At 61.2% G+C, this 19,513-nt stretch carries 21 protein-coding genes, 1 tRNA gene and 1 pseudogene; 16 read left to right on the forward strand and 7 right to left on the reverse strand.

Annotation, left to right across the window (positions count from 1 at the left end; translation table 11 throughout):
* Positions 1–8: 8 nt before the first annotated feature.
* The 4 genes and pseudogenes from CR492_RS21030 to CR492_RS03190 form a co-directional block, all read right to left on the reverse strand.
* Positions 9–288 (reverse strand): annotated as a pseudogene (locus CR492_RS21030) (SOS response-associated peptidase family protein); the annotation flags it as partial.
* A gap of 28 nt (positions 289–316) precedes the next feature.
* Positions 317–571, reverse strand: a complete 255-nt coding sequence (locus CR492_RS03175; protein WP_102842211.1) for a hypothetical protein — start codon at positions 569–571, stop codon at positions 317–319.
* Positions 559–849 (reverse strand): hypothetical protein, encoded by a 291-nt coding sequence (locus CR492_RS03180; RefSeq protein ID WP_102842212.1) that lies wholly within the window; start codon positions 847–849, stop codon positions 559–561. Before CR492_RS03180 ends, CR492_RS03175 begins: the two co-directional genes overlap by 13 nt.
* 1,284 nt (positions 850–2,133) lie before the next feature.
* Positions 2,134–2,502, reverse strand: a complete 369-nt coding sequence (locus tag CR492_RS03190; protein ID WP_348626699.1) for a helix-turn-helix domain-containing protein — start codon at positions 2,500–2,502, stop codon at positions 2,134–2,136.
* Between CR492_RS03190 and CR492_RS03195 the strand changes: the two genes are divergently transcribed.
* From CR492_RS03195 to CR492_RS20370, 4 genes are all read left to right on the forward strand, one after another.
* The gene (locus CR492_RS03195) at positions 2,501–2,932 is read left to right on the forward strand and encodes a hypothetical protein (RefSeq protein WP_102842215.1); all 432 of its coding nucleotides are present in this window, start codon (positions 2,501–2,503) and stop codon (positions 2,930–2,932) included. The genes CR492_RS03190 and CR492_RS03195 overlap by 2 nt on opposite strands.
* 2 nt (positions 2,933–2,934) lie before the next feature.
* A complete protein-coding gene (locus CR492_RS03200) occupies positions 2,935–3,186 on the forward strand; it encodes a hypothetical protein (RefSeq protein WP_102842216.1) in 252 nt (83 codons plus the stop codon).
* 3 nt (positions 3,187–3,189) lie between these two features.
* Complete coding sequence (locus CR492_RS03205; protein ID WP_102842217.1) at positions 3,190–3,516, forward strand: hypothetical protein; 327 nt, start codon at positions 3,190–3,192, stop codon at positions 3,514–3,516.
* Positions 3,517–5,207: 1,691 nt separating this feature from the next.
* Entirely contained in the window at positions 5,208–5,459 is a 252-nt protein-coding gene (locus CR492_RS20370) for a hypothetical protein (RefSeq protein ID WP_146030151.1), read from the forward strand.
* A 296-nt stretch (positions 5,460–5,755) separates the two neighbouring features.
* Here CR492_RS20370 and CR492_RS03215 read toward each other — a convergent pair whose 3' ends face one another.
* The gene (locus CR492_RS03215; RefSeq protein ID WP_102842219.1) at positions 5,756–6,133 is read right to left on the reverse strand and encodes a response regulator; all 378 of its coding nucleotides are present in this window, start codon (positions 6,131–6,133) and stop codon (positions 5,756–5,758) included.
* Positions 6,134–6,312: 179 nt separating this feature from the next.
* Here CR492_RS03215 and CR492_RS03220 point away from each other — a divergent pair, with 179 nt between their 5' ends.
* The 5 genes from CR492_RS03220 (at position 6,313) to CR492_RS20375 (ending at position 10,003) form a co-directional block, all read left to right on the forward strand.
* Positions 6,313–7,557, forward strand: coding sequence for a tyrosine-type recombinase/integrase (locus CR492_RS03220; RefSeq protein ID WP_102842220.1), 1,245 nt, complete (start codon positions 6,313–6,315; stop codon positions 7,555–7,557).
* A tRNA-Ser gene (locus CR492_RS20675) sits at positions 7,533–7,687 on the forward strand. The genes CR492_RS03220 and CR492_RS20675 overlap by 25 nt, the downstream gene beginning before the upstream one ends.
* 929 nt (positions 7,688–8,616) lie before the next feature.
* Complete coding sequence (locus CR492_RS03235; protein WP_180982397.1) at positions 8,617–9,366, forward strand: histidine kinase dimerization/phospho-acceptor domain-containing protein; 750 nt, start codon at positions 8,617–8,619, stop codon at positions 9,364–9,366.
* A gap of 17 nt (positions 9,367–9,383) precedes the next feature.
* Positions 9,384–9,719 carry an ATP-binding protein gene (locus CR492_RS21470; protein ID WP_432431193.1) on the forward strand — a complete coding sequence of 112 codons (336 nt, stop codon included), beginning with the start codon at positions 9,384–9,386 and terminating at the stop codon, positions 9,717–9,719.
* Positions 9,623–10,003, forward strand: a complete 381-nt coding sequence (locus CR492_RS20375) for a hypothetical protein (protein WP_146030153.1) — start codon at positions 9,623–9,625, stop codon at positions 10,001–10,003. The genes CR492_RS21470 and CR492_RS20375 overlap by 97 nt, the downstream gene beginning before the upstream one ends.
* Before the next feature lie 681 nt (positions 10,004–10,684).
* Here CR492_RS20375 and CR492_RS03255 read toward each other — a convergent pair.
* Positions 10,685–11,119: a DUF1236 domain-containing protein gene (locus tag CR492_RS03255; RefSeq protein WP_102842226.1), complete on the reverse strand. Its 435-nt coding sequence runs from the start codon at positions 11,117–11,119 to the stop codon at positions 10,685–10,687.
* Between the two features lie 448 nt (positions 11,120–11,567).
* Between CR492_RS03255 and CR492_RS03260 the strand changes: the two genes are divergently transcribed.
* From CR492_RS03260 to CR492_RS03275, 4 genes are all read left to right on the forward strand, one after another.
* On the forward strand, positions 11,568–12,473 hold the full coding sequence (locus tag CR492_RS03260; RefSeq protein WP_102842227.1) for a DnaJ C-terminal domain-containing protein: 906 nt from the start codon (positions 11,568–11,570) through the stop codon (positions 12,471–12,473).
* Positions 12,474–12,490: 17 nt separating this feature from the next.
* Entirely contained in the window at positions 12,491–12,775 is a 285-nt protein-coding gene (locus CR492_RS03265) for a chaperone modulator CbpM (protein ID WP_102842368.1), read from the forward strand.
* A 19-nt stretch (positions 12,776–12,794) separates the two neighbouring features.
* A complete protein-coding gene (locus CR492_RS03270; RefSeq protein WP_180982398.1) occupies positions 12,795–13,193 on the forward strand; it encodes a response regulator transcription factor in 399 nt (132 codons plus the stop codon).
* A gap of 150 nt (positions 13,194–13,343) precedes the next feature.
* Positions 13,344–14,630 (forward strand): NAD(P)/FAD-dependent oxidoreductase, encoded by a 1,287-nt coding sequence (locus tag CR492_RS03275; protein WP_102842229.1) that lies wholly within the window; start codon positions 13,344–13,346, stop codon positions 14,628–14,630.
* A gap of 1 nt (position 14,631) precedes the next feature.
* On the opposite strand, the gene CR492_RS03280 is transcribed toward CR492_RS03275, so the two are convergent.
* The gene (locus CR492_RS03280) at positions 14,632–15,498 is read right to left on the reverse strand and encodes a prephenate dehydratase (protein WP_102842230.1); all 867 of its coding nucleotides are present in this window, start codon (positions 15,496–15,498) and stop codon (positions 14,632–14,634) included.
* A gap of 283 nt (positions 15,499–15,781) precedes the next feature.
* Between CR492_RS03280 and CR492_RS03285 the strand changes: the two genes are divergently transcribed.
* The 3 genes from CR492_RS03285 to CR492_RS03295 all read left to right on the forward strand — a co-directional run bounded on the left by CR492_RS03285 (position 15,782) and on the right by CR492_RS03295 (position 19,489).
* Complete coding sequence (locus tag CR492_RS03285; RefSeq protein WP_102842369.1) at positions 15,782–16,330, forward strand: c-type cytochrome; 549 nt, start codon at positions 15,782–15,784, stop codon at positions 16,328–16,330.
* Positions 16,331–16,480: 150 nt separating this feature from the next.
* Positions 16,481–18,388 (forward strand): extracellular solute-binding protein, encoded by a 1,908-nt coding sequence (locus tag CR492_RS03290; RefSeq protein WP_102842231.1) that lies wholly within the window; start codon positions 16,481–16,483, stop codon positions 18,386–18,388.
* A 9-nt stretch (positions 18,389–18,397) separates the two neighbouring features.
* The gene (locus CR492_RS03295) at positions 18,398–19,489 is read left to right on the forward strand and encodes a microcin C ABC transporter permease YejB (RefSeq protein ID WP_012592864.1); all 1,092 of its coding nucleotides are present in this window, start codon (positions 18,398–18,400) and stop codon (positions 19,487–19,489) included.
* Positions 19,490–19,513 lie beyond the last annotated feature (24 nt).

Genomic DNA, 19,513 nt, shown 5'->3' on the forward strand with positions numbered 1-19,513 from the left:
AGCCCCAGCTATCCCCGCCCGACTCGCACCGTTGCGACGCTCAGCGAACCCGCCGGCAGTGGCCGCAGGAGCGCGGCCTCGGGCTTTTGCAGATAAATCCACGCCTTCCAGTCCTCGGGCCCGCAGCACGACGATTTGGCGGTTGTGGACGGGTTCGACGTCGGCTCCAGGGGCGGTCGTGAGCATCGAAAAGGCCGGCGGCTGATCTCCCTTCTGGTCACGCCATATGCCGGCAATGGCCATGAACGGAGCGGCGTTCAACGTGAAGCGATGCTTGGTCTTCGGCGATAACGTCAAAGGCGACGGTGGCCCGCGCTTACCTCGCCCCCAGCAGCGCCTCGGCGGCGGGCACGTCGCCAAAGCGCTGGATCACGACGGCGTCTTGAAACTCTCCCGTCCCTGGATCGCCCCTGCGGCTGAAGGCGACGGCGCCCGCAGCTGTCATCGCCAGGCGTTGCGCCTCCCGGACAGCCGCCCCGGCAGTCTGAAGCTCTTTCGCGTCGCCGGCAGCCAAGTCGCCGTCCTCTGTCCTGAAGAAGGGCATGGCCACGAAATACGTCACTTCCGCCATGGGATTTCCCCTCGTTCCCACGCCGCCTTCTCCTCTTCGACTTTGCGCTGCCCTTCGGTCGCGCCAGGGCTTAGCGGCATGAAATAGTCTGCTTCTGCGGTCAGTTCGGCGGCAAGCGCGTCGATAGCCGCGATCACGGCGTGCACCATCTGGTAGACCTGCCCTCCTATCCTGACCCGTATCGCAATCCCAATCATCGCGTCGCGGCAGGCGCGCAGGGAACGAATGGCCGCGGCTGGATCTTCCGGCATCTCGGGCCGATAGGGCCGTCTCACCATCGCGACGCCTCCGCAATTGTTCCCTGTTTGTTCTAACCGCCTCCGAGGTATTTGTCTAGCGAGCGTTGCCTGCGTCGTCGAGGCCGATGGCGATTTTCGCGCTGAACTGGCGATGATTGACAGCTCAGAGGACAAAAATCGATTTTTGAGGGCTTGGCGCCGAGCGCTCAAGCGGTGAGCCGGAGTGAGTTGGCAAAGGGCAGACACTTCCCACGGCCGAACCGGTGGAAAGCGTCCCCCGCCAGAACGAGTGCGCTCGAAGGGAGCCGCCGTCGTTTCGCTGGCGTCGCGCCTACGACCGACCGTCGCGCGACAGGCTTGCAACTTCTCGACAGGAATTCGGTCCTGCCGGCGCGGCATGGGCTTCAAGCCTTAGGGCTGCCCTTCCAGTGCATCCGCGCACTTCCCGTGGTCTGGGAACTAGCCTGCGCGCCACGGCTGAAAATCCTCCACGCAGGATCTTCCAGATAAATCTTTTCGCACCGCGCAATGTGGTATTTTGATACCACATGTGAGTTTTACCCATATATTTTGACGAACATGCCAATGTCCATACAAGATCTAGCGGCTGTCACTTCCCCAGCCTCACGCCCGGTCCGCCACCGTTCTCGGCGATGAACTCGACGCAGTGTGTCGCCGCTTGCAGGCTGGAATGGCTAGCTGAGGGTTCGTCGTGGCCCGTAGGCGTTAGCGTTGCCTTTGCGGTCCCCGCAGGGCTAAATGATGCAATTTTGAAATTATTTCGTCGTCTTTCCTGTTTCTGTCCGTAAGAGCGTACAAGGCCGCCCGACGTATCTGTTCTACCGACAGCGCAGGAAGAGCTGAGCTCACTCGAGCCCGCTATTTCTCGCCGTCGGGACTATAGAGGGCAATTAGCCGAAGCGTTTCCGCAAGATCTCTGACTTGTGGTTCCACGTTCTTTCCTAACAAGCACGCATTGTTCCTATGGATAGTCGCCGTCGGTTCATAAATCTGTCAAATTAAAAGTCATTCGCTGGCAAGAAACCGAACCCCGTCCTGGTGGGCCTATTCGCCTGAAAATCGGCTAGGGGCGCTCGAACGGAACGCCGATTTCGACAAGGTAATCAATGAAGCGCCTATCGACCAATCTGGCGACGACCGCGCTATTTTTTGGTCCCTCGACGACCTGATCCTGATTAGCCTCTTTTGCGTCATGCGTCGCGAGGTTAGCTTTCCATTCCTGGTAAGCTTTCGCGATTGTGTCTTCGAGGCATGCGTTAAACCGGATCCACTGCATCCGTTGTCGCTGACCAAAAGCGCTCCCTAATTCTGAATGTCCTTCCTGAGCCTAACGCCGGCGCCAGATCCGTTTTCCGGGATGAATTCGATGCCAGCCTCTTCCAGCGCGGCGATCAGCTTTTGAGCCGTGTCATCACGGCCTCCGATCGGCCCATCCGCCGCCTCGATCCTTTTGACTGTCGGAACCGACACGGACGACTGCTCAGCCATTTGCTCTTGTGACCAGGCCAGCAAAGCGCGGGCCGCCTTGATCTGCCGAATTGATACTTTTCGTATTGACAAGGCGTTTCCCCTAGCGATACTAAAAGTATCGCACAATGCGACAACGGGAGCAACCACAATGCCGAACGACACCGTTCCGGCAGCCGCTACAGGCTTGCCAAATTCAGACATGAACCCGCCGTCAGGCCTAGCAGAAAACCCGGCGGGGCTCGCCGTCATTCGCTCGCAAAGCATCAAGGCGCTGCGGCCGTCGATGCTCTCCGGAGAGGAGCTAGATCGATTTCTTGTCCAGCTCGACGAGTACGCCAGGGCTGCCGAGAGAGAGAGGCATATTCGCGCCCGCTGCGATGCCGGGATTGATCGGTGGGAGGATCGCAGAAAAGAAGTTGGCCCCCTACAGGATAAGGCGGCAGAGATACGCCGCTTTATGAGAAAGCCGATCACGACGATCAGGAAGGCTCGCTCAAAGACCATCGACGACATCCTGTTCAAGGCAGCCGTCGTCGAAATAGTCGATCCCTACGACTGCGTGTGGAGCAAGACGTTGGGCCATTCCATCGTCAACGATCTGCTCTCTGCGGCTTGCGAATGGAGGGCCTAGCGATGGCCGATACACGCAAGCAATTCCTCACGGCCGCGCTCGCGAATTTCATCGCGAAAGCTGCAGCAGCAGAAGCCGCGGGCAAGGACGCCTCCGTTTTTTACGCGCTTATCCGCAATACCACTGCCTTACTTGAGGCAGGCGATCCGCAAGGGCAGGAAGCCCCGGCGCCCGTCGCTCCCCGCAAGAAGCCGTGGCAGCTCGAGCCGCAAGAAGGCGACTTCGACATGAACCTCAACTATCAGAGGATGTGAGCGATGATCTCTCCGAACACTCCTGCGGGGACCAGGGTTGTCTGCATAAATACGCGGGACACCTTTTATGCTCGCCCGATCAGCACCCGAGGAAGCCTCGACGGCCTGACGGAAGGCCGCGTCTACACGGTTCGCTGCTTCCATCCCGACGAAGACATGATCAGCGGCTTCGTCGTCTATATCGACGAAATCCTCCGCGGACGGGACGGGGTCCGGCGCCATGAATGTGGCTACGCCCCGCAGCGCTTCCGCGTGTTGCAGACGGCGCAGCATCGAGCCGACACGACAGAGCCCGCGCGCGCTCGCGTCCGTGAGCTAGAGGACGCATGAGGTTCCGCGGCGGGTTTAGCTGCGCGACAAAGAAAAAACCAGGTCAAGGCCTGGTTTCTAATCCGGAGTATCAAAACCTTTCGTGAGGAGGCCCGGCACGAAAGCGTTAGATCGCAGCTTCTTAGCAGGCCGCGTTGCTCCAGAGATATCCACCCCTCTGGATGAATGATGATTGCCAATATTCGATAGAAGGCGCAAGATCGAATTTGCAATGGCGCGCCTATTTACGCGCTGGCAGGAAATCTAGACTGCGTTTTTTGATGGATTTGGACGTCATCACTAGAATCGAACAACGGCAGGGCACAGCCAAGTCCGTGTTTGTCGAGTCGGCATGGGCTGAAGAAATCCGTACCGCCCGCATCTCGGCACGCCATCTATCAGGGAGGGCGGACCATGACGCTACATGAGCCCAGCGCGGCTGAGGTCAGCGTCGAACAGGCGTCCCGCGACTGTGGCGCCGACAACTCGGACATAGCGCTCAACGTTACGCGGATAGGTGGGGCTTGGACGGTCCAAATGGTTAGTTCAAGCCCGCCAACTTACAAAAGAGGGGTGGGAAGGACGTTGAACGAGGCGTTTGTCCACGCAAGGGGCCCGCGCGGGCCCGGCCCGCTCCGCGTGCGGGAGGTGTCACGCTTCTTTGGCTTCGGATATTTGCGGAGGAGGGCGATGCGCCAAGCCGAACGCAATCCGCGAATTGGAGGATGCTGAAACGGGAGCCGGTTGCCCGACTCCCGCCTAACAGAAGAGACGGCATTGTACGGGGGTTCAACGCGCCCCTCCCGAACGGCTAACTCGGATCGAAAATAAAAGAAGCCGGGCCCTTGCCCGGCTTTAAGTTGAAAGCATTTCGGGGAACAAACAGAAGGGCCGAGCCACGTATCTGTTTGCCATGCAGCGTTGCTTTCGCCGATGCAAGAGCCAGAGAGGTCCTCTCCAACTCATGACAGATGCTCACAATTATCAATGGAAAGATACAACTTATTTGCGAATCGTCTCGCGTCCTTCATCTTTCCTTTCGATCGGGCTTTAGCAGAAATGGGAAAGACTGCCTGACAAGAGCGTGAAACCGCTGCCAATCGTTACCGGGAACGCTACCTTGCAGGGCTATGGTCACCGCGTGGACCTCTAGCGGCCCGAAACTTAGCCAGCGAGATGACTGCGCCGCCCGCGCCAACTAATGCGGCCCTGCGACTTTCCCGTTTTTGCCTGCGGCATAAGGCGGCGACCCAGGCGGCCATGGCGATGGCCACCTTCGCAGCATCGCCGTCACCGTTCTCGGCTTTTATCCCAATGCTCACGAGCGACTGCCGCCAACCCCGAATTAAATGGTGGTCGAGATAATTCTGTAAATCGGGGTCCGTCGCTAAGTTCGGCTTGCGGGCAATGAATGGGATCAGATTTTGGGCCATGTTCCCGCCGTCACAGACTCCAACGAGCAAGAGCTGCGACTGAGCGGGGCTTCGTCGTTACATATAACGAATGAACGCACGTCGTAGTTGTTAGTTGCCCGAATGAAGTCCGTTTTTCACGCCGGTGGGGAAAGACCGAGCGGCCTGGTCGGATGTAACGGCTAGTCGACGGCTAGCGCCGAAAGTGAGCGGAAGCGCGAGGACGCCTGAAGTTAGGCTTAAGGAACGAAAGCCAAAGTAATTGGTTAGCTCCGCACAAAACAAAAAGGGAGAACGCCAATGAACAGACGACTAATGACTTTCGCCGCTGTCGCGACCGTGTTTATAGGCGGGACGGCTCTTGCGGATTCCACGACCAAAACTTCTCCATCCGCTGCCAGCAGCGATACGAACGCTACGGATAAAGGCGCAACGGGTAACGGTGGAATGGCAGGGTCGCCGGCAGCTGCCGAAACGCCCAATGTCGAAGGGAAGACCGGTTCGCAAAGCGGGGCTCATCCAAACGACAAAATGGCGCCAGAGCAAAAATGAGACGTCGTCATTGGGCCGGGCAATCTCTGCCCGGCATCTGTTTGTGAACGCGCCGTCACGGGAGGCATGAATGTCTACTCTAGCGCAGCGCCAGCAAGCGATGAAGATTGCGCGCCAGCTCGCAAATTCGGGTCAACATGTCGGCTGGGCGTCGATATTCGCTGAAATGGCATCCACCAAACAAATAACGCGAGCGTTTAATCCGCTGGATGATTACTTCCTTCGCGACGAGTTGGATTACCTTTGTCTGAGCGCTCGACGTATAAACCGCACACGTGAGATGGCGAGCGTCGAGACTAGGCCGCCAACTCATGCAGAGCGTCGGTCACCTCCTCGCTCTGGTACGGCTTTGGGATAAATATTCCTCCCGCTGGCAACTCTCCAGAGCGGGGAAGTTGGCGGCCAGATGTAAGCAAAAGAGCAATGGGGGGCCATCGATCACGGATAAGGTTTGCGAGTTGCAGTCCGTCCATGTCGCCGGGAAGGCCCACATCAGAAAACACGATCCGGATGTCGGTGCGGCTTTCCAAGATAATGATGGCGTCGGCGGCGCTTTTGGCTTCGAGAGCGACGTACCCGGCGTCTTCAACGATACTGACCGCCAGCAGCATTAGCAGTGGCTCATCCTCAATAATTAAGACTATAATGTCGGGTTCCACACATAGATTGACCATCTAAACTACCCGTTGCATCCAAATTCCACGGAGTTCCCCCTGGATCTACCATCTTTCACTGAATAATTTCGGAATACTCTGGCTCCGACACTTCAAAGCGAATTTTGAGCCGTATGCACGCCGAGAAATAATTGACCAAAGGATTTTTTTGCGACATGCTACTTTCTTAGGAGAACGTCATGTCGATCCGCAAGCGCACCTGGAAAACCGGCGACGGACTTCAAAAAGAAGCGTGGGTCGTTGATTACGTCGACCAGAAGGGGAAGCGGCGCCTCAAGACGTTCGATCGCAAAAAGGAAGCTGACGCCTGGTGGAAGGCAGCCGGCTTCGAGATTGAGAAGGGCTTCCGTACGCCGGACAGCCAGAGTGTAACGATCGCGAAGGCCGCAGAGCTTTGGTTGGAAACGTGTCGCGGACATAAGCTTGAGCGATCGACAATCGACGCCTATGCGCAACATGTGGAGAATCACATAGCACCGTATCTCGCCCGCGAAAAGCTCTCGCAGTTCACGGCGCCGATGGTGCGCGAGTTTGAAGACAGGTTGAGAAATGGCGCCGCCGCGCCAGGAGCGGCTGAAGGGAAACCTCGGTCATCTGCGATGGTCAAGAAGATCATCGGGAGCCTTGGATCTCTTATTGCCGATGCGCAGGAACGCGGCCTGATCGGGCGCAATGTCGTTCGGGAGTTGAGCAAGCGGCGAAAGGGAGCCGATCGGCGGCTTGAGAAGCGGCATAAGGGCAAACTCAAGATCGGCGTCGATATCCCGTCGCGTGATGAGGTCAAAGCGATTGTCGATCATCTGGAGGGGCGGTGGCGGCCGATTCTGCTGACTGCGATCTTTACCGGCTTGCGCTCCTCGGAGCTGAGAGGACTGCGCTGGTCCGACGTGGATCTCAAAAAATGCGAACTCCACGTACGACAACGGGTCGACCAGTACAGCGTCATGGGCGCCCCCAAATCTGAATCGGGACAGCGAACTGTTCCGCTGCCGCCGGTCGTGGCAAATACGCTTCGCGAATGGAAACTTGCCTGCCCGAAAAGCAAAGTCGATCTGGTATTTCCGACGGGCAGGGGGACGCCCGAGAACCACGCCAACGTCATCAACCGCGGGCTAATTCCCGCGCAGCTCGCGGCAGGGGTGACAACGCTAGCGCATGACGCAAAGGGGATGCCTCTCAAGGACGAGGATGGCAAGCCGGTAATCCGCGCCAAATACACGGGCTTACACGCCTTTCGGCACTTCTATGCGAGCTGGTGCGTCAACTCGCGGGAGGATGGCGGCTTGGGGCTCTCAGCGAAGGCGGCGCAGGGTCGACTCGGTCATTCGACAATCGCGATGACGCTCGACACCTACGGGCATTTGTTTCCGCGAGGCGACGACGGGTCCGAGCTTGCGGCGGCGGAAAAGGCTTTGCTCGGGTGACTTTTCGGGGTCACGGGAAACTAGTCAGCGACATAGCCGCAACATGCAGCCAGAAATAGCTTTAAAAACAACGATCAATAGAGGAATCATAATCCTTGTGTCGGGGGTTCGAGTCCCTCCTCCGCTACCAGCGCAAACCCACTCAATCTGCCTGACGGGGCCAGCCCCGGCTCTTGCGTCAGCTTGGCGATAGCCGCGGAGTTCGATCTCCAGCGGCCCCCGCGGCGGGCTTGGGCGCACAAGACGCTGTCGACCAGGTCGCGGAACGCAGGCGCGCAGCCGTCCCCGTGGATGCGGTCTCCCGCCGCCAACTCCGCCGAAAGGCGCTCGATCAGCTCGAGATAGCGCGTCAGCGGCGCGAATATGCTGGATTCGCTCATTCGCGCCCAAGGAAGATATCGGTACAGTGGAGGTCTGGCCCCCCTAGGCGAAAGGCTCCCGCGCTGCGTAACGCGGCGAGATCCACGCGGCCACCGCAGGTCCGCCCATATTGCCATAGGAACGTGTCCATCAGGACCCGTTTGCTTAGCCAGAGCGAGTCACATGCGTTCATGGACCCATTGTAACAGGCAATCTGGGCGTCATTGAAGTCTGCGGCCCAGTCGCCCGCTTCAGCGAGCGACGGTTCGATCGGGGAGGGTAGGTCGTCGTCGGCGCGGGCCCACATGCCACACTCCAAAAAGATGATAAACATTGCGGCGAACCGGACGGTGAGTGTGCTTGTGACAGGCTTGCTCACAATCTTTCTCCGTGAGTTCATGCCTTCTTCGATTTGCTAGCCGGACCGCATCGCCCTGTCCGTGAATTCACGAACCAGGATAGGACAGAGTGACAGGCCTAGAAAGGCCCCCCTATCTACTTGCGCCCCAAAAACAACACATCCTCATTACCGGCGAGCGCAGCCAGCGGCTCCGGACGCGCCTGCGCCTTCTCCCCCTGGCGCAGTGAAAGCGTAGCGCCTCTGGTGAGGCGTCGGATGTGCCTGACTGCACTTTCCGATACATGTGGCCACGCGTCGAAACGGCTCGTTACGATCGCAACACTCCGAACGTGGAGAATATGGAGCCGGGAGACGACAGGGATCGTCTCGCCGCGGCCGGCGTGCGCGGTTGGGCCAGCGTCGTCAGATTGAGCGGAGATGACGTCGACGCGATCCTCGCCTTTGATACGCCAACGCCCTACGTTGTTTCGCCACACGATGATTTCGGCTTGATGCGCATGGCGCTGGACGCCGTCGCCAACGCCGTCGGCCGCAGCCGTCTCGAACAGGAGAGGGCCCGTCTGGAACAGCATCTTGCGCGAGCGCGGCGCCTGGAGACGGTTGGCGTGCTGACCAGCGGCATAGCGCATAATTTCAACAATATTATTGGCGCCATTCTCGGTTATGCGGAAATGGCGAAAGCGAAAGCCGGGTCGAACGGCCGGCTCAGCCGGGACCTCCATGAAATCCGGCGCGCCGCAGAGTTGGCGCGCGACCTCATCGACCAGATCCTCATGTTCGGACGACCTCGCGACGCCCGCCGGGTCCCGGTCCGTCTGGGAGAACTGCTCGGCGAGGCGGTCTCGCTGCTTCGCGCTTCGATCCCCTCAGGCATCGAGCTGATCGTCAATGAGGCGCCGGGCAGCGCTGTGGTATTCGCAGATCGCGCGCAATTGCAGCAGGTGGTTCTCAATCTCTGCAACAACGCGGTCCAGGCGATGGATGGAAGCGGCGGATCGAAATCGCCTCTGAGGTCCACGACGTCACGAGGCTGCGAGCGTTCAGTCACGGAAGCCTTGCGCCGGGCCGCTATATCCGCATCGCAATAAGCGACGCCGGCCCTGGCATCGACGAGGCAGTACTTAGACATGTTTTCGAGCCGTTTTTTACCACTCGCGCTGCGGGAAGCGGCCTCGGACTTGCGACAGCGCGCGATATCGTCCGTGAACATGATGGGGTTATGAATGTATGGACGAAGCCCGGCGTCGGAACTTCCGTCGAAGCCTGGGCGCCCTGCATCATGGAGGGCGTCTCGGAGCCGAGCAGACCGCGGCTTCCTGTGGGGCAAGGCCAACATTGTTGGTTATGGACGAGAATCACGAGGAATTGCTCAAAAGCGAAGAAATTCTGGCGGCCCTCGGTTATGAACAGGTCGGATTTACCAGCCCCCGCGAGGCGTTGACAGCCTACAGCGCTGGACGACAACGGTTTGACGCGGTGGTGGCGAACTGCTCAAGCGAGGCCGCGCCTATCCTCAAACTTGCGGCGGCGATTCGCGACATGGAGCCCAATCTGCCGGTCGTCCTGGCGATGGCGTCAGCCGATGAGATCGGGGTCGACGCGCTGCTTCTGGCCGGTGTGCGCGAGGTTGTGCGCCTGCCCTTCATTTCGGCCGAGGTCGCCGCTGCATTAAGACATTGCCTGGCTGATCCGCAGGCGGCCCCGGCAAGGGCGCAGGTGTCGTGACCCGCGTTTCGATAGGGATGGGGCGCGCCTGACGAAACTGCGCTTGCGCTTTCAACCGTCCTTGGCTGGCCGGTGGGTCTTGCAGCGGCCTGATACAATCTCAGTCAGGGTCGGACTCGACCTCGCCGACGCATGCCACGTCGGTCAATTGCTGATTAAAGCCGTTCGACGGGGAGGGAGCATGTAGCCGACGCCTCCGTCCAGATCAGGCGCGGCGCGCTCGACCAACAGCGGTTACGGAAGCGTCAATCAGGCTTTAAGCTTTGGCGTCCCGATCGTCGCGGCGGGGCTGGGCGAAGACAAAGCCGATGTGAACGCCCGAATCTCATGGTCGGGAGTGGGCGTTGATCTTCAATCCAACGCGCCGATTCCGCGCTCCGCAAGGCTGTTCGCCGTGTGCTGGACGAGCCCGTTTATAAGTTGCGCGCCTCGGCCATGGCAAGGAATACCGCGCGATCGACGCGCGCTCGGAAATCCTTCGGATCGTCGAGGAAGTCGCGGGCGATCCGGCGGCCGGATGGAGGACCAGCGCGAGCGGACCCAAGCAGACGCAACGGGTCGCACGCTAGTTTCCCGTGACGCCAAAAGAAGCACTTGCTGCGCGCTCGCCGACGATATCGGCCAGCGCGCAGTTTTTTGCCGGTGCAGCCGTCTGGCCGAGCGGATCTGGCTTTTTTAGTTTCAGGCCGGGGAAACGACCTGAAGAATACGGCGGCTGCGCGGGTGCACGAGGACGATCTCGTTGTTCACGACAGTGAACAGCAGGCGGCTGTCGCCGAGTTCCGCGGGCACGCGGTACATGGCGATGCCCTTCGGAACGCGCATGCCGGGCTGGACCTGTCCAGCAAAACTATGCGACGGAATGCCGTTTGAGCGGACATATTGCTGCAGGCTGTAGGCTTGGCCCGGCGCGCCGGTCAGGACGTGCCAGGTCCCGCTGACGCCGCCGATAACGCCGCCGGCGACGCCGCCGATAACCGCGCCAACCGGACCGCCGGACTTTGCGCCCTCGGATGCGCCGCTCTGGACGCCGCTGGTGAGTTCATCGGCGAAGGCTCCGGCCGGCGCGGCCAGCAGCGACAGGATGGCGCTGACAATAAGAAGCTTGCTTTTCATGATAGTCCAAATCCCTTGCGGATTATTGGTGAAGCTGCAGCCGACCCGAGGCTAGCCGCAGAAGGACGCTGAGGAGCCGCGATCGGACCCTCGGCGCGTCGCGCCGCATGAGCGGTTTCACTATTCATAGAATAGAATGGCGAAAACGCTCCATCTCTTTAGCTATAACGCATTATTCAAATCGCAAAGGCTCGCGGCCTCTGCGAAAAAGACTCTATCTAGCGGCGCCCGAAGCGCCGCTAGACAAGCAGCCTTGCTCAAGCACGTTTCAAGGCGATCTTCAAGCTCTGGGCTGCTGCTGTGAGCGGGTGCGGCGGCAAGGAGCCCGCCGAGCCGCCGCCAACAGAGGCTGGAAACGCAGTTTTTCGCCAACTTGACCGAGGCGGCTGCATTCCCGCTCAAGATATTGTAAGGAGCTATGCCCCGTGGCGATGGGTGAGGTATTGGCGTGAGCAGAGATCCCTATGAGGTCCTAGGCGTTAAGCGTGACGCCCCCGCGCCGGAGATCCAGAAAGCCTATCGCAAGCTCGCAAAGGCGCATCACCCCGACCTCAATCCCGGTGACGCCGCGGCGGAGGAGAAATTCAAGGAGGCCGCCTCCGCCTATGATCTTCTGAGCGACACCGAAAAGCGCAGGCGCTACGACGCCGGCGAGATCGACGCGTCCGGCGCTGAGCGGCCGCCGCAGCATTTCTACCGCTCCTATGCCGGCGCCGATCCCGACGCCAGCCCCTATTCCAATGAATCCGCCTATGCCGATTTTCTTGACGATGAGACGCTGGCGAGCATTCTTCGCGGCTCCCGCCGGCGCGGACCGGCCAAGGGGCGCAACCTGCATTACCGGCTCGGCGTCGATTTTCTGACCGCCGTCAATGGCGGCTCCGCCCGCGTGTTGCTTCCCGACGGCGCGGCGCTCGACGTCGCGATTCCGGCCGGCGCCGAGCTTGGACAGACTTTGCGGCTGCGCGGCAAGGGCGAGCCCGGATTGAACGGCGGCGAACCCGGCGACGCTTTGGTCGAACTCGAAATCGCGCCGCATAAGTTCTTCACCCGCGAGGGCGACGACATCCATCTGATCTTGCCGGTAAGCCTTGCCGAGGCCGTGCTCGGGAGCGAGGTAACCGTTCCGACGACGACGGGCGCGGTCAGCATGCGGCTGCCGACAAACGCAAATTCTGGAACGAAGCTTCGTCTCAAGGGCAAGGGCGTCGCCCGGCCGGACGGGGGCAGGGGCGATGAATATGTGACCCTCAAGATCGTGCTGCCCGATAAAAGCGATCCGGAACTGGCGTCCTTTGTCGCGAATTGGGCCGTCGGCAAGGCGCATGATCCTCGCGCGGACATGAAACCGTGAAGGCGTTGGAGGCGGAAATGGTCGATCGGCGAGAATTCATGATCCGCGCGCGCATCGAGTCGGCGACGCTGGATGTCTTCATCGCCGAGGAATGGGTGATCCCCCAGCGCCAGTCCGGCGCGGAAGCGTTTTCCGACGCGGACGTCGCGCGGGCGAATCTGATCCGTGATCTCAAGGCCGATATCGGCGTCAATGACGAAGGAATCGGCGTGATTTTGCATCTGATCGACCAGCTTCACGGCGTGCGTCGGACGCTTCGGGACGTGTTGAAGCGCAGCCCGCCGGCGCTGGATCGAGACTGAGCCAGGCGAAAGAGGTCTTGTGAGCGTTCCATCATCAGACGGGCGGCCGGCGCGCCAAAGGCTCCTTGTCGCCGACGATGGGCCGCCCGGTCGCGCGACGCTTGCCGACGCTGTCCGGAGGTTGCGTCCGGCCGCAGAAGTCATCAGCGCGCGCAATACCGACGAGGCGCTCGGCGCTTTGGCGATGCAGCGAATCGACCTCATTCTGATCGATTTCAGCCGGCCGGGCGCGGATGGCGTCGAACTCGCCGCCCTGATCCGCCGCACCCGCAACGCGGCGCCAATAGCCATCGCCTCGTCGCAGGGCGACGCCGTGATGCGCGCGCATGACCTCCAGGCCGTCTTTCTGCAGAACCCGATTTCGGACGAAGCCCTCGCCGCTTTTTTGTCGCGCGCAGAGCTGCAGCTGGACCATTGATCCGGGCCGGAGCCGTCTTAAGGTAAAAAAAGTTTGAACGCGGCCGGCTTTTGGCCACAACTAGCGTCGAAACAACAAGCTGAAAAACCTGAGCCGCAGCCGGCGGGGACGCTTCCGCCGCCTTGCTGCGATCCAAACGGGAAGAAGCCTTTGCCTCTCGCCGCGCGGCCGCATGTGATTGTCATCGGGGCCGGCCCAGCCGGGCTGATGGCCGCCGAAACTGTCGCCTCGAACGGCGTTCGGGTTTCCATTTATGATCGCATGGCCGCGCCCGGCCGCAAATTTCTTCTCGCCGGGCGCGGCGGCCTCAATCTCACCCATAGCGAGGATTTCGAGATTCTTCTCTCGCGCTATGGCGCGGCGCGCGACCGGCTGCGTCAGGCGCTCGAACTCTTTTCGCCCAAGGCGCTGCGCGCGTGGTGCGAGGAAATGGGGCAGGCGACCTTTATCGGGACGAGCGGGCGCGTCTTCCCGGCGACCTTCAAGGCCTCACCTTTGCTACGCGCATGGCTGAAACGGCTCGCCTCGCTTGGGGTCACCATGCATTTGCGCCAGGAGTGGCGCGGCTGGGACGCCAACGGGGCTCTTCTGTTTGCGGGCCCCGGCGGCGAAACGGCGGTCGAGGCCGACGCGACCATTCTTGCGCTCGGCGGAGCGAGCTGGCCGCGGCTCGGCTCCGACGGCGGCTGGGTCGGCGCGCTGGAGCGCGCAGCCATCGCCACCGCTCCGTTGCGGCCAGCCAATTGCGGCTTCCTTGCGAACTGGTCCGATCATTTCAAGGATCTGTTCGCCGGCGAGCCCTTGAAGGGGATCGCCGCATCTTTTGGCGCCCAGCGCGTGCGCGGCGAGGCGACGATCACCCGCGCGGGACTTGAAGGCGGCGCCCTCTACGCCCTCGCAGCGCCGCTGCGGGACGCCATCGCCGCCACCGGCGAGGCCGCCCTGACGATCGCGCTGCGGCCAGATATGGCCGAGGCCGAACTCGAGCGGCGCATCGCCAGCCGCGATCCGAAACAGTCCTTTTCAACCTTTGCGCGAAAATCGCTGCGGTTGTCTCCGGCCTCCATCGGCCTCATGCAGGAGAGCGCGCGGGCCGCATTTGCGCCGCTTGGCGAGATGAGCCCGGCGCGGCTCGCCGGTTTCGTCAACGCTGTTCCGATCCGGCTGACCGGCGTCGCGCCGCTCGCCCGGGCGATCTCGACTGCGGGCGGGGTCGTCTTCGATGAGGTGGATTGCGATTTCATGCTGCGCCGCCGGCCGGGGGCCTTCGTCGCGGGGGAAATGCTCGATTGGGAAGCGCCGACCGGCGGCTATCTGATGCAGGCCTGCTTTGCGACAGGCGCTGCGGCCGGGCGGGGCGCGCTCCAGTGGGCGGCGCACGAACACGCCGCGGAGAGTTTGGGCAGGCAAGATCTCGTCCTCGCGCCGCCGGCGTGATCTAGCCGTTCCAGCCATTGGCGCGGCTCTCGATCCGGAACGGATGCGCCGGATAGACGCCCAGAATCTTCAGCTCCTTGCAGAAGAACGCCAGTTCCTCAAGCGCGCGGGCCAGCGCCGGTTCGTCGGGGTGGCCGTCGACGTCCGCCAGAAATTGCGTCGCGGTGAAGTGCCCTTCCACCATATAGCTTTCAAGCTTGGTCATGTTGACGCCATTGGTGGCGAAGCCGCCGAGCGCCTTATAGAGCGCGGCCGGCACGTTGCGGACCCGGAAGACAAAACTCGTGACCGTCGGCGTAGCAGTTGATGACGCAGCCCAGGCAGGCGTTCGCGACAGGATCACGAAGCGCGTCGTGTTATTCGGCTCGTCGCCTATGTCCCGCGCCAGAACCTCGAGGCCATAGATTTCGCCGGCGAGCGAGGTGGCGATCGAGGCCTTCGAGGGATCGGCCCATTCGGCGACCTGGCGCGCCGAGCCTGCCGTATCGGCGGCGACATGCGGAGCGAGGCGCAATTCGCGAATGATCTTGCGGCATTGGCCGAGCGCATGAACGTGGCTGTAGACCGATTTGACGTCGCCAAGCTTTGCGCCCTTGAGGCCGAGCAGTTGAAAGTCGATCGGCATGAAATGCTCGCCGATGACATGAAGGTTGGCGCGGGGCAGCAGATGGTGAATATCGGCGACGCGGCCCGCGATCGAATTTTCGATCGGAATCATGCCCAGCTCGGCCTCGCCCTCGGCGATGGCGCTCAGCGCTTCTTCGAAAGTGTCGCAGGGAATCGGCGTCGCTTGCGGATAGACGGCGCGGCAGGCGATTTCGGAATTGGCGCCGGGCTCGCCCTGATAGGCGATTTTCTGGACGGTCATGACAGAGGAAATCTCAAAATCTCAGGAACGCGATCTAATGGCACGCAAACTGCCTGCGAGGAAGCCGGCGCGCGGCGGCTTGGAGCGGAAATTTCCGAAGCGCCGCGCCCGGTGAAAAAAGAAGGATTTGCGCGCAGGCTGGAATCATTATTGTGATGGCGGCCTTAATCCGGATAGGCTATGCAGCGCCCAAGCTCAGCTGAGTCCGCCCGGTCGCGGCGAGCGGGGTTTTGACGAGACAGACCGCATCATCGGCCAACGCCCCTTAATCGGGAGGACGCATTTGTTTTCCTTCGAAACCAACAAGATCGCTGGCGCCGTTCTGGGATCACTCCTGCTGGCCATGGGCCTTGGCGTCATCGGGCAAATGATTTTCTCGCATCCGCCCCTGAAGACGCCCGGCTTCAACCTGCCGGCTCTGGTCGAAACCGCCGACAGTGGCGGCGCGCCGGCCGCTGAGGCGGTCGCGCCCTTGCCCGAGCGCCTCGCCAAGGCGGACGTCAAAAGGGGCGAGTCGCTGACCAAGGCCTGCCAGGCGTGCCATAGCTTTGAGAAGGGCGGGCCCGTGAAGGTCGGACCGCCGCTGTTCGGCGTCGTCGGCCGCCCCAAGGATTCCATCGCGGGCTTTGGCTATTCGGACGCAATGAAGGCCAAGGGCGGCGCCTGGACCTTCGACGATCTCGATCATTTCATCGCCAGCCCCAAAGGCTTCATCAGCGGCACCAAAATGGGCTTCGCCGGAGAGCCAGATCCGCAAAAACGCGCCGATATCATCGCTTACCTCCGAACTTTGTCGGATAGTCCGGTTCCGCTGCCAGCCCCCGGCAAGTGAAGCCGCTTGGCGCGGGCCATGACAAAACCTAGATAGGGTGATGACTGGTCGCGTGGCGTCGCTTCGCGGAGGGACCAGCGCGCGGCCGCGCCGGAGCTCCTGCGAGACCCGGCGTCACGCGATCAACCCGCCATCCGACGAGGAAGACTCTTGCGCGATTCATTGGCCTTCTCCCGCCGTTCCTTCGTGCAATATTCCGCCTGCGGCCTGATCGCGCCCCGCCTTTTCACGTCGCCGGCCTTGGCCGCCGAAGCGCTGGCCGCCGAAGCCCTGGCCTCCGGAGAGAACGAGGTCCACGGCCTCTCCGTGTTCGGCGATCTGGCGCTCCCTGCCGATTTCGGACATTTCGCCTATGTCAATCCGGCGGCGCCGAAGGGCGGCGAGATCTCGCTGCAGGTCAGCTCCACCTCCGGCAACCAGAATTTCACGACCTTCAACACGCTGAACGCCTATATCCTGAAAGGCGACGGCGCCGCCGGCATGGGGCTGATCTTTGATTCGCTGATGACGGGCAATGCGGACGAGCCGGATTCGCTTTACGGTCTCGTCGCCCGAGCGGTGCGGGTTTCCGCCGACCGCAGCGTCTATCGCTTTCTTGTGCACAAGGAAGCCCGTTTCCACGACGGATCTCCGTTGACCGCGGCGGACGTCGCCTTTTCGCTCAACATCTTGAAAGCTAAGGGACATCCCTCGATCCGCCAGGCGCTGCGCGATCTCGACGCCGCTGAGGCAGAGGCCGACGATGTCGTAATGGTGCGGCTAAAGTCGCAGCGCAGCCGCGAGGCGCCTTTGATTGTCGCGGGCCAGCCGATCTTCTCCGCGGCCTATTACAAGACGCATGATTTCGACCAGACGACGCTCGAACCGCCGCTCGGCTCCGGCGCCTATAAGGTCGGCCGGTTCGATCAGGGCCATTTCATCAGTTTCGACCGCGTCTCCGATTATTGGGGCAAGGGTCTGCCGGTCAATGTCGGCCAGTCCAATTTCGACCGGATTCGCTTCGAATATTTCGGCGACCGGAAGGTGGCGTTCGAGGCTTTCAAGGCGGGCGTCTTCAGCTTTCGCGAGGAATTCACCTCGGCGGTTTGGGCCACGGGGTATGATTTTGCCGCGGTGAAGGACGGCAGGGTGCAGCGCGCGACGCTGCCTGACGAATCGCCGATGGGAACGCAGGGCTGGTTCCTCAACATGCGCCGCGACAAATTCAAGGATCCGCGCATCAGGGAGGCGATCGGCCTCGCCTTCGATTTCGAATGGACAAATCGCAATATTATGTATGGCGTCTATTCGCGCACCGTCTCCTTTTTCCAGAATTCGCCAATGGCGGCGCAGGGCGTGCCTTCGCCCGAGGAGCTGGCGGTGCTCGAACCCTATCGCAGCGAACTCTCGCCCGACGTGTTCGGCGAGGTCTACACGCCGCCCGTCTCGGATGGCTCGGGCCAGGACCGTGCTCTCCTCCGCCGCGCCAATGATCTCTTCGTTTCGGCCGGATGCAAACGGCAGGGCTCGGCCCTGATCCTGCCGGACGGCAAGCCGTTCGAGATCGAATTTCTCGACTTCGATGGCGCCCTTGAGCCGCATACGGCGCCCTTCATCAAGAATCTGAAGCTGCTCGGAATTGAGGCGCGCTATCGCGTTGTCGACGCAGCGCAATACAAGCGCCGCACCGATGATTTCGATTATGACATCGTGACCTCACGCTTCGGGCTCGGCCTGACGCCGGGAGAGGGCATGCGCGCGACCTTCGGTTCGGAAGCCGCTGACATGGCGGGCTCGCGCAATGTGTCGGGCGTCAAGAACAAGGTGGTCGACGCGCTGATCGAAAAAGCGCTTGTGGTCGAGACGCGCGAGGAGCTGACCTTTATCTGCCGCTCGATCGACCGCATCCTGCGCGCCATGCACCCCTGGGTTCCGATGTGGAACAAGCCCAATCATCTCGTCGCCTATTGGGATCTGTTCAGCCGGCCCGAGCGCAGCGGGCGCTATGAGATCGGCGTGCTCAACAGCTGGTGGTATGATGAAGAGAAGGCCAAACGCATCAATTTCGCCGGCCGCTGACGCAGCCTGATGTTCGCTTATATCGCCCGCCGCATTCTGTTGATGATTCCGACGATCTTCGGAATCCTGGCGATTTCGTTCGTCATCGTGCAATTCGCGCCAGGCGGCCCGGTCGAGCGCATTCTGGCGCAATTGCAGGGTCTCGATAGCGGCGCGACGGCCCATTTCGGCGGCGGCGGCGGCGAGATCGGCGCCGGCAATGCGGGCGATTTTTCATCCAAATATCGCGGCGCGCAGGGGCTCGACCCGAAATTCATCGCCGAGCTCGAAAAGCAGTTCGGTTTCGACAAGCCTGCCTATGAGCGCTTCTTCATGATGCTGAAGAATTACGCTCTGTTCGACTTCGGCCGCTCCTATTTCCGCGACGAGCCGGTGCTGCAGCTGATCAAGGAAAAGCTGCCGGTCTCGATTTCGCTCGGCCTGTGGATGACGTTGCTTTCTTATGCGATCTCCATTCCGCTCGGCGTGCGAAAGGCGGTCTGCGACGGCTCGCGCTTCGATGTCTGGACCTCGGCGGTGGTCATCGTCGGCTATGCGATTCCGAGCTTTTTGTTCGCCATCCTGTTGATCGTTTTGTTTTGTGGCGGCTCGTTCTGGCAGCTCTTCCCGCTGCGGGGCCTCACCTCGGAAAACTTCGATCAGCTTTCGCTGTTTGGCAAGGTGAAGGATTATCTCTGGCATATTGCTCTGCCGGTGACGTCGCTGACGCTCGGCGCCTTCGCGACCTCGACCTTCCTCACCAAAAATTCCTTCCTCGACGAGATCCGCAAGCAATATGTGCTGACCGCCCGCATGAAGGGTTTGTCCGAGCGGCGCGTGCTTTATGGGCATGTCTTCCGCAACGCCATGATGATCGTCGTCGCCGGCTTTCCGGGCGCCTTTCTCGCCGCGTTTCTCGGCGGCTCGCTGCTGATCGAGACCATTTTCTCGCTGGACGGGCTCGGGCTCTTGTCCTTCGAATCGATCGTCAACCGCGACTATCCGGTCGTCTTCGCCAATCTCTACATCATGTCGCTGCTGGGCCTTGTGGTAAATCTCCTGTCGGATCTCACCTATACGTGGATCGATCCGCGGATCGATTTCTCGACGCGGGAGGTCTGACTTGGACGCGCCTGCGGTCGAAGC

Source organism: Methylocella silvestris, from assembly GCF_002891535.1.
GTDB classification, from domain to species: Bacteria; Pseudomonadota; Alphaproteobacteria; order Rhizobiales; family Beijerinckiaceae; genus Methylocapsa; species Methylocapsa silvestris_A.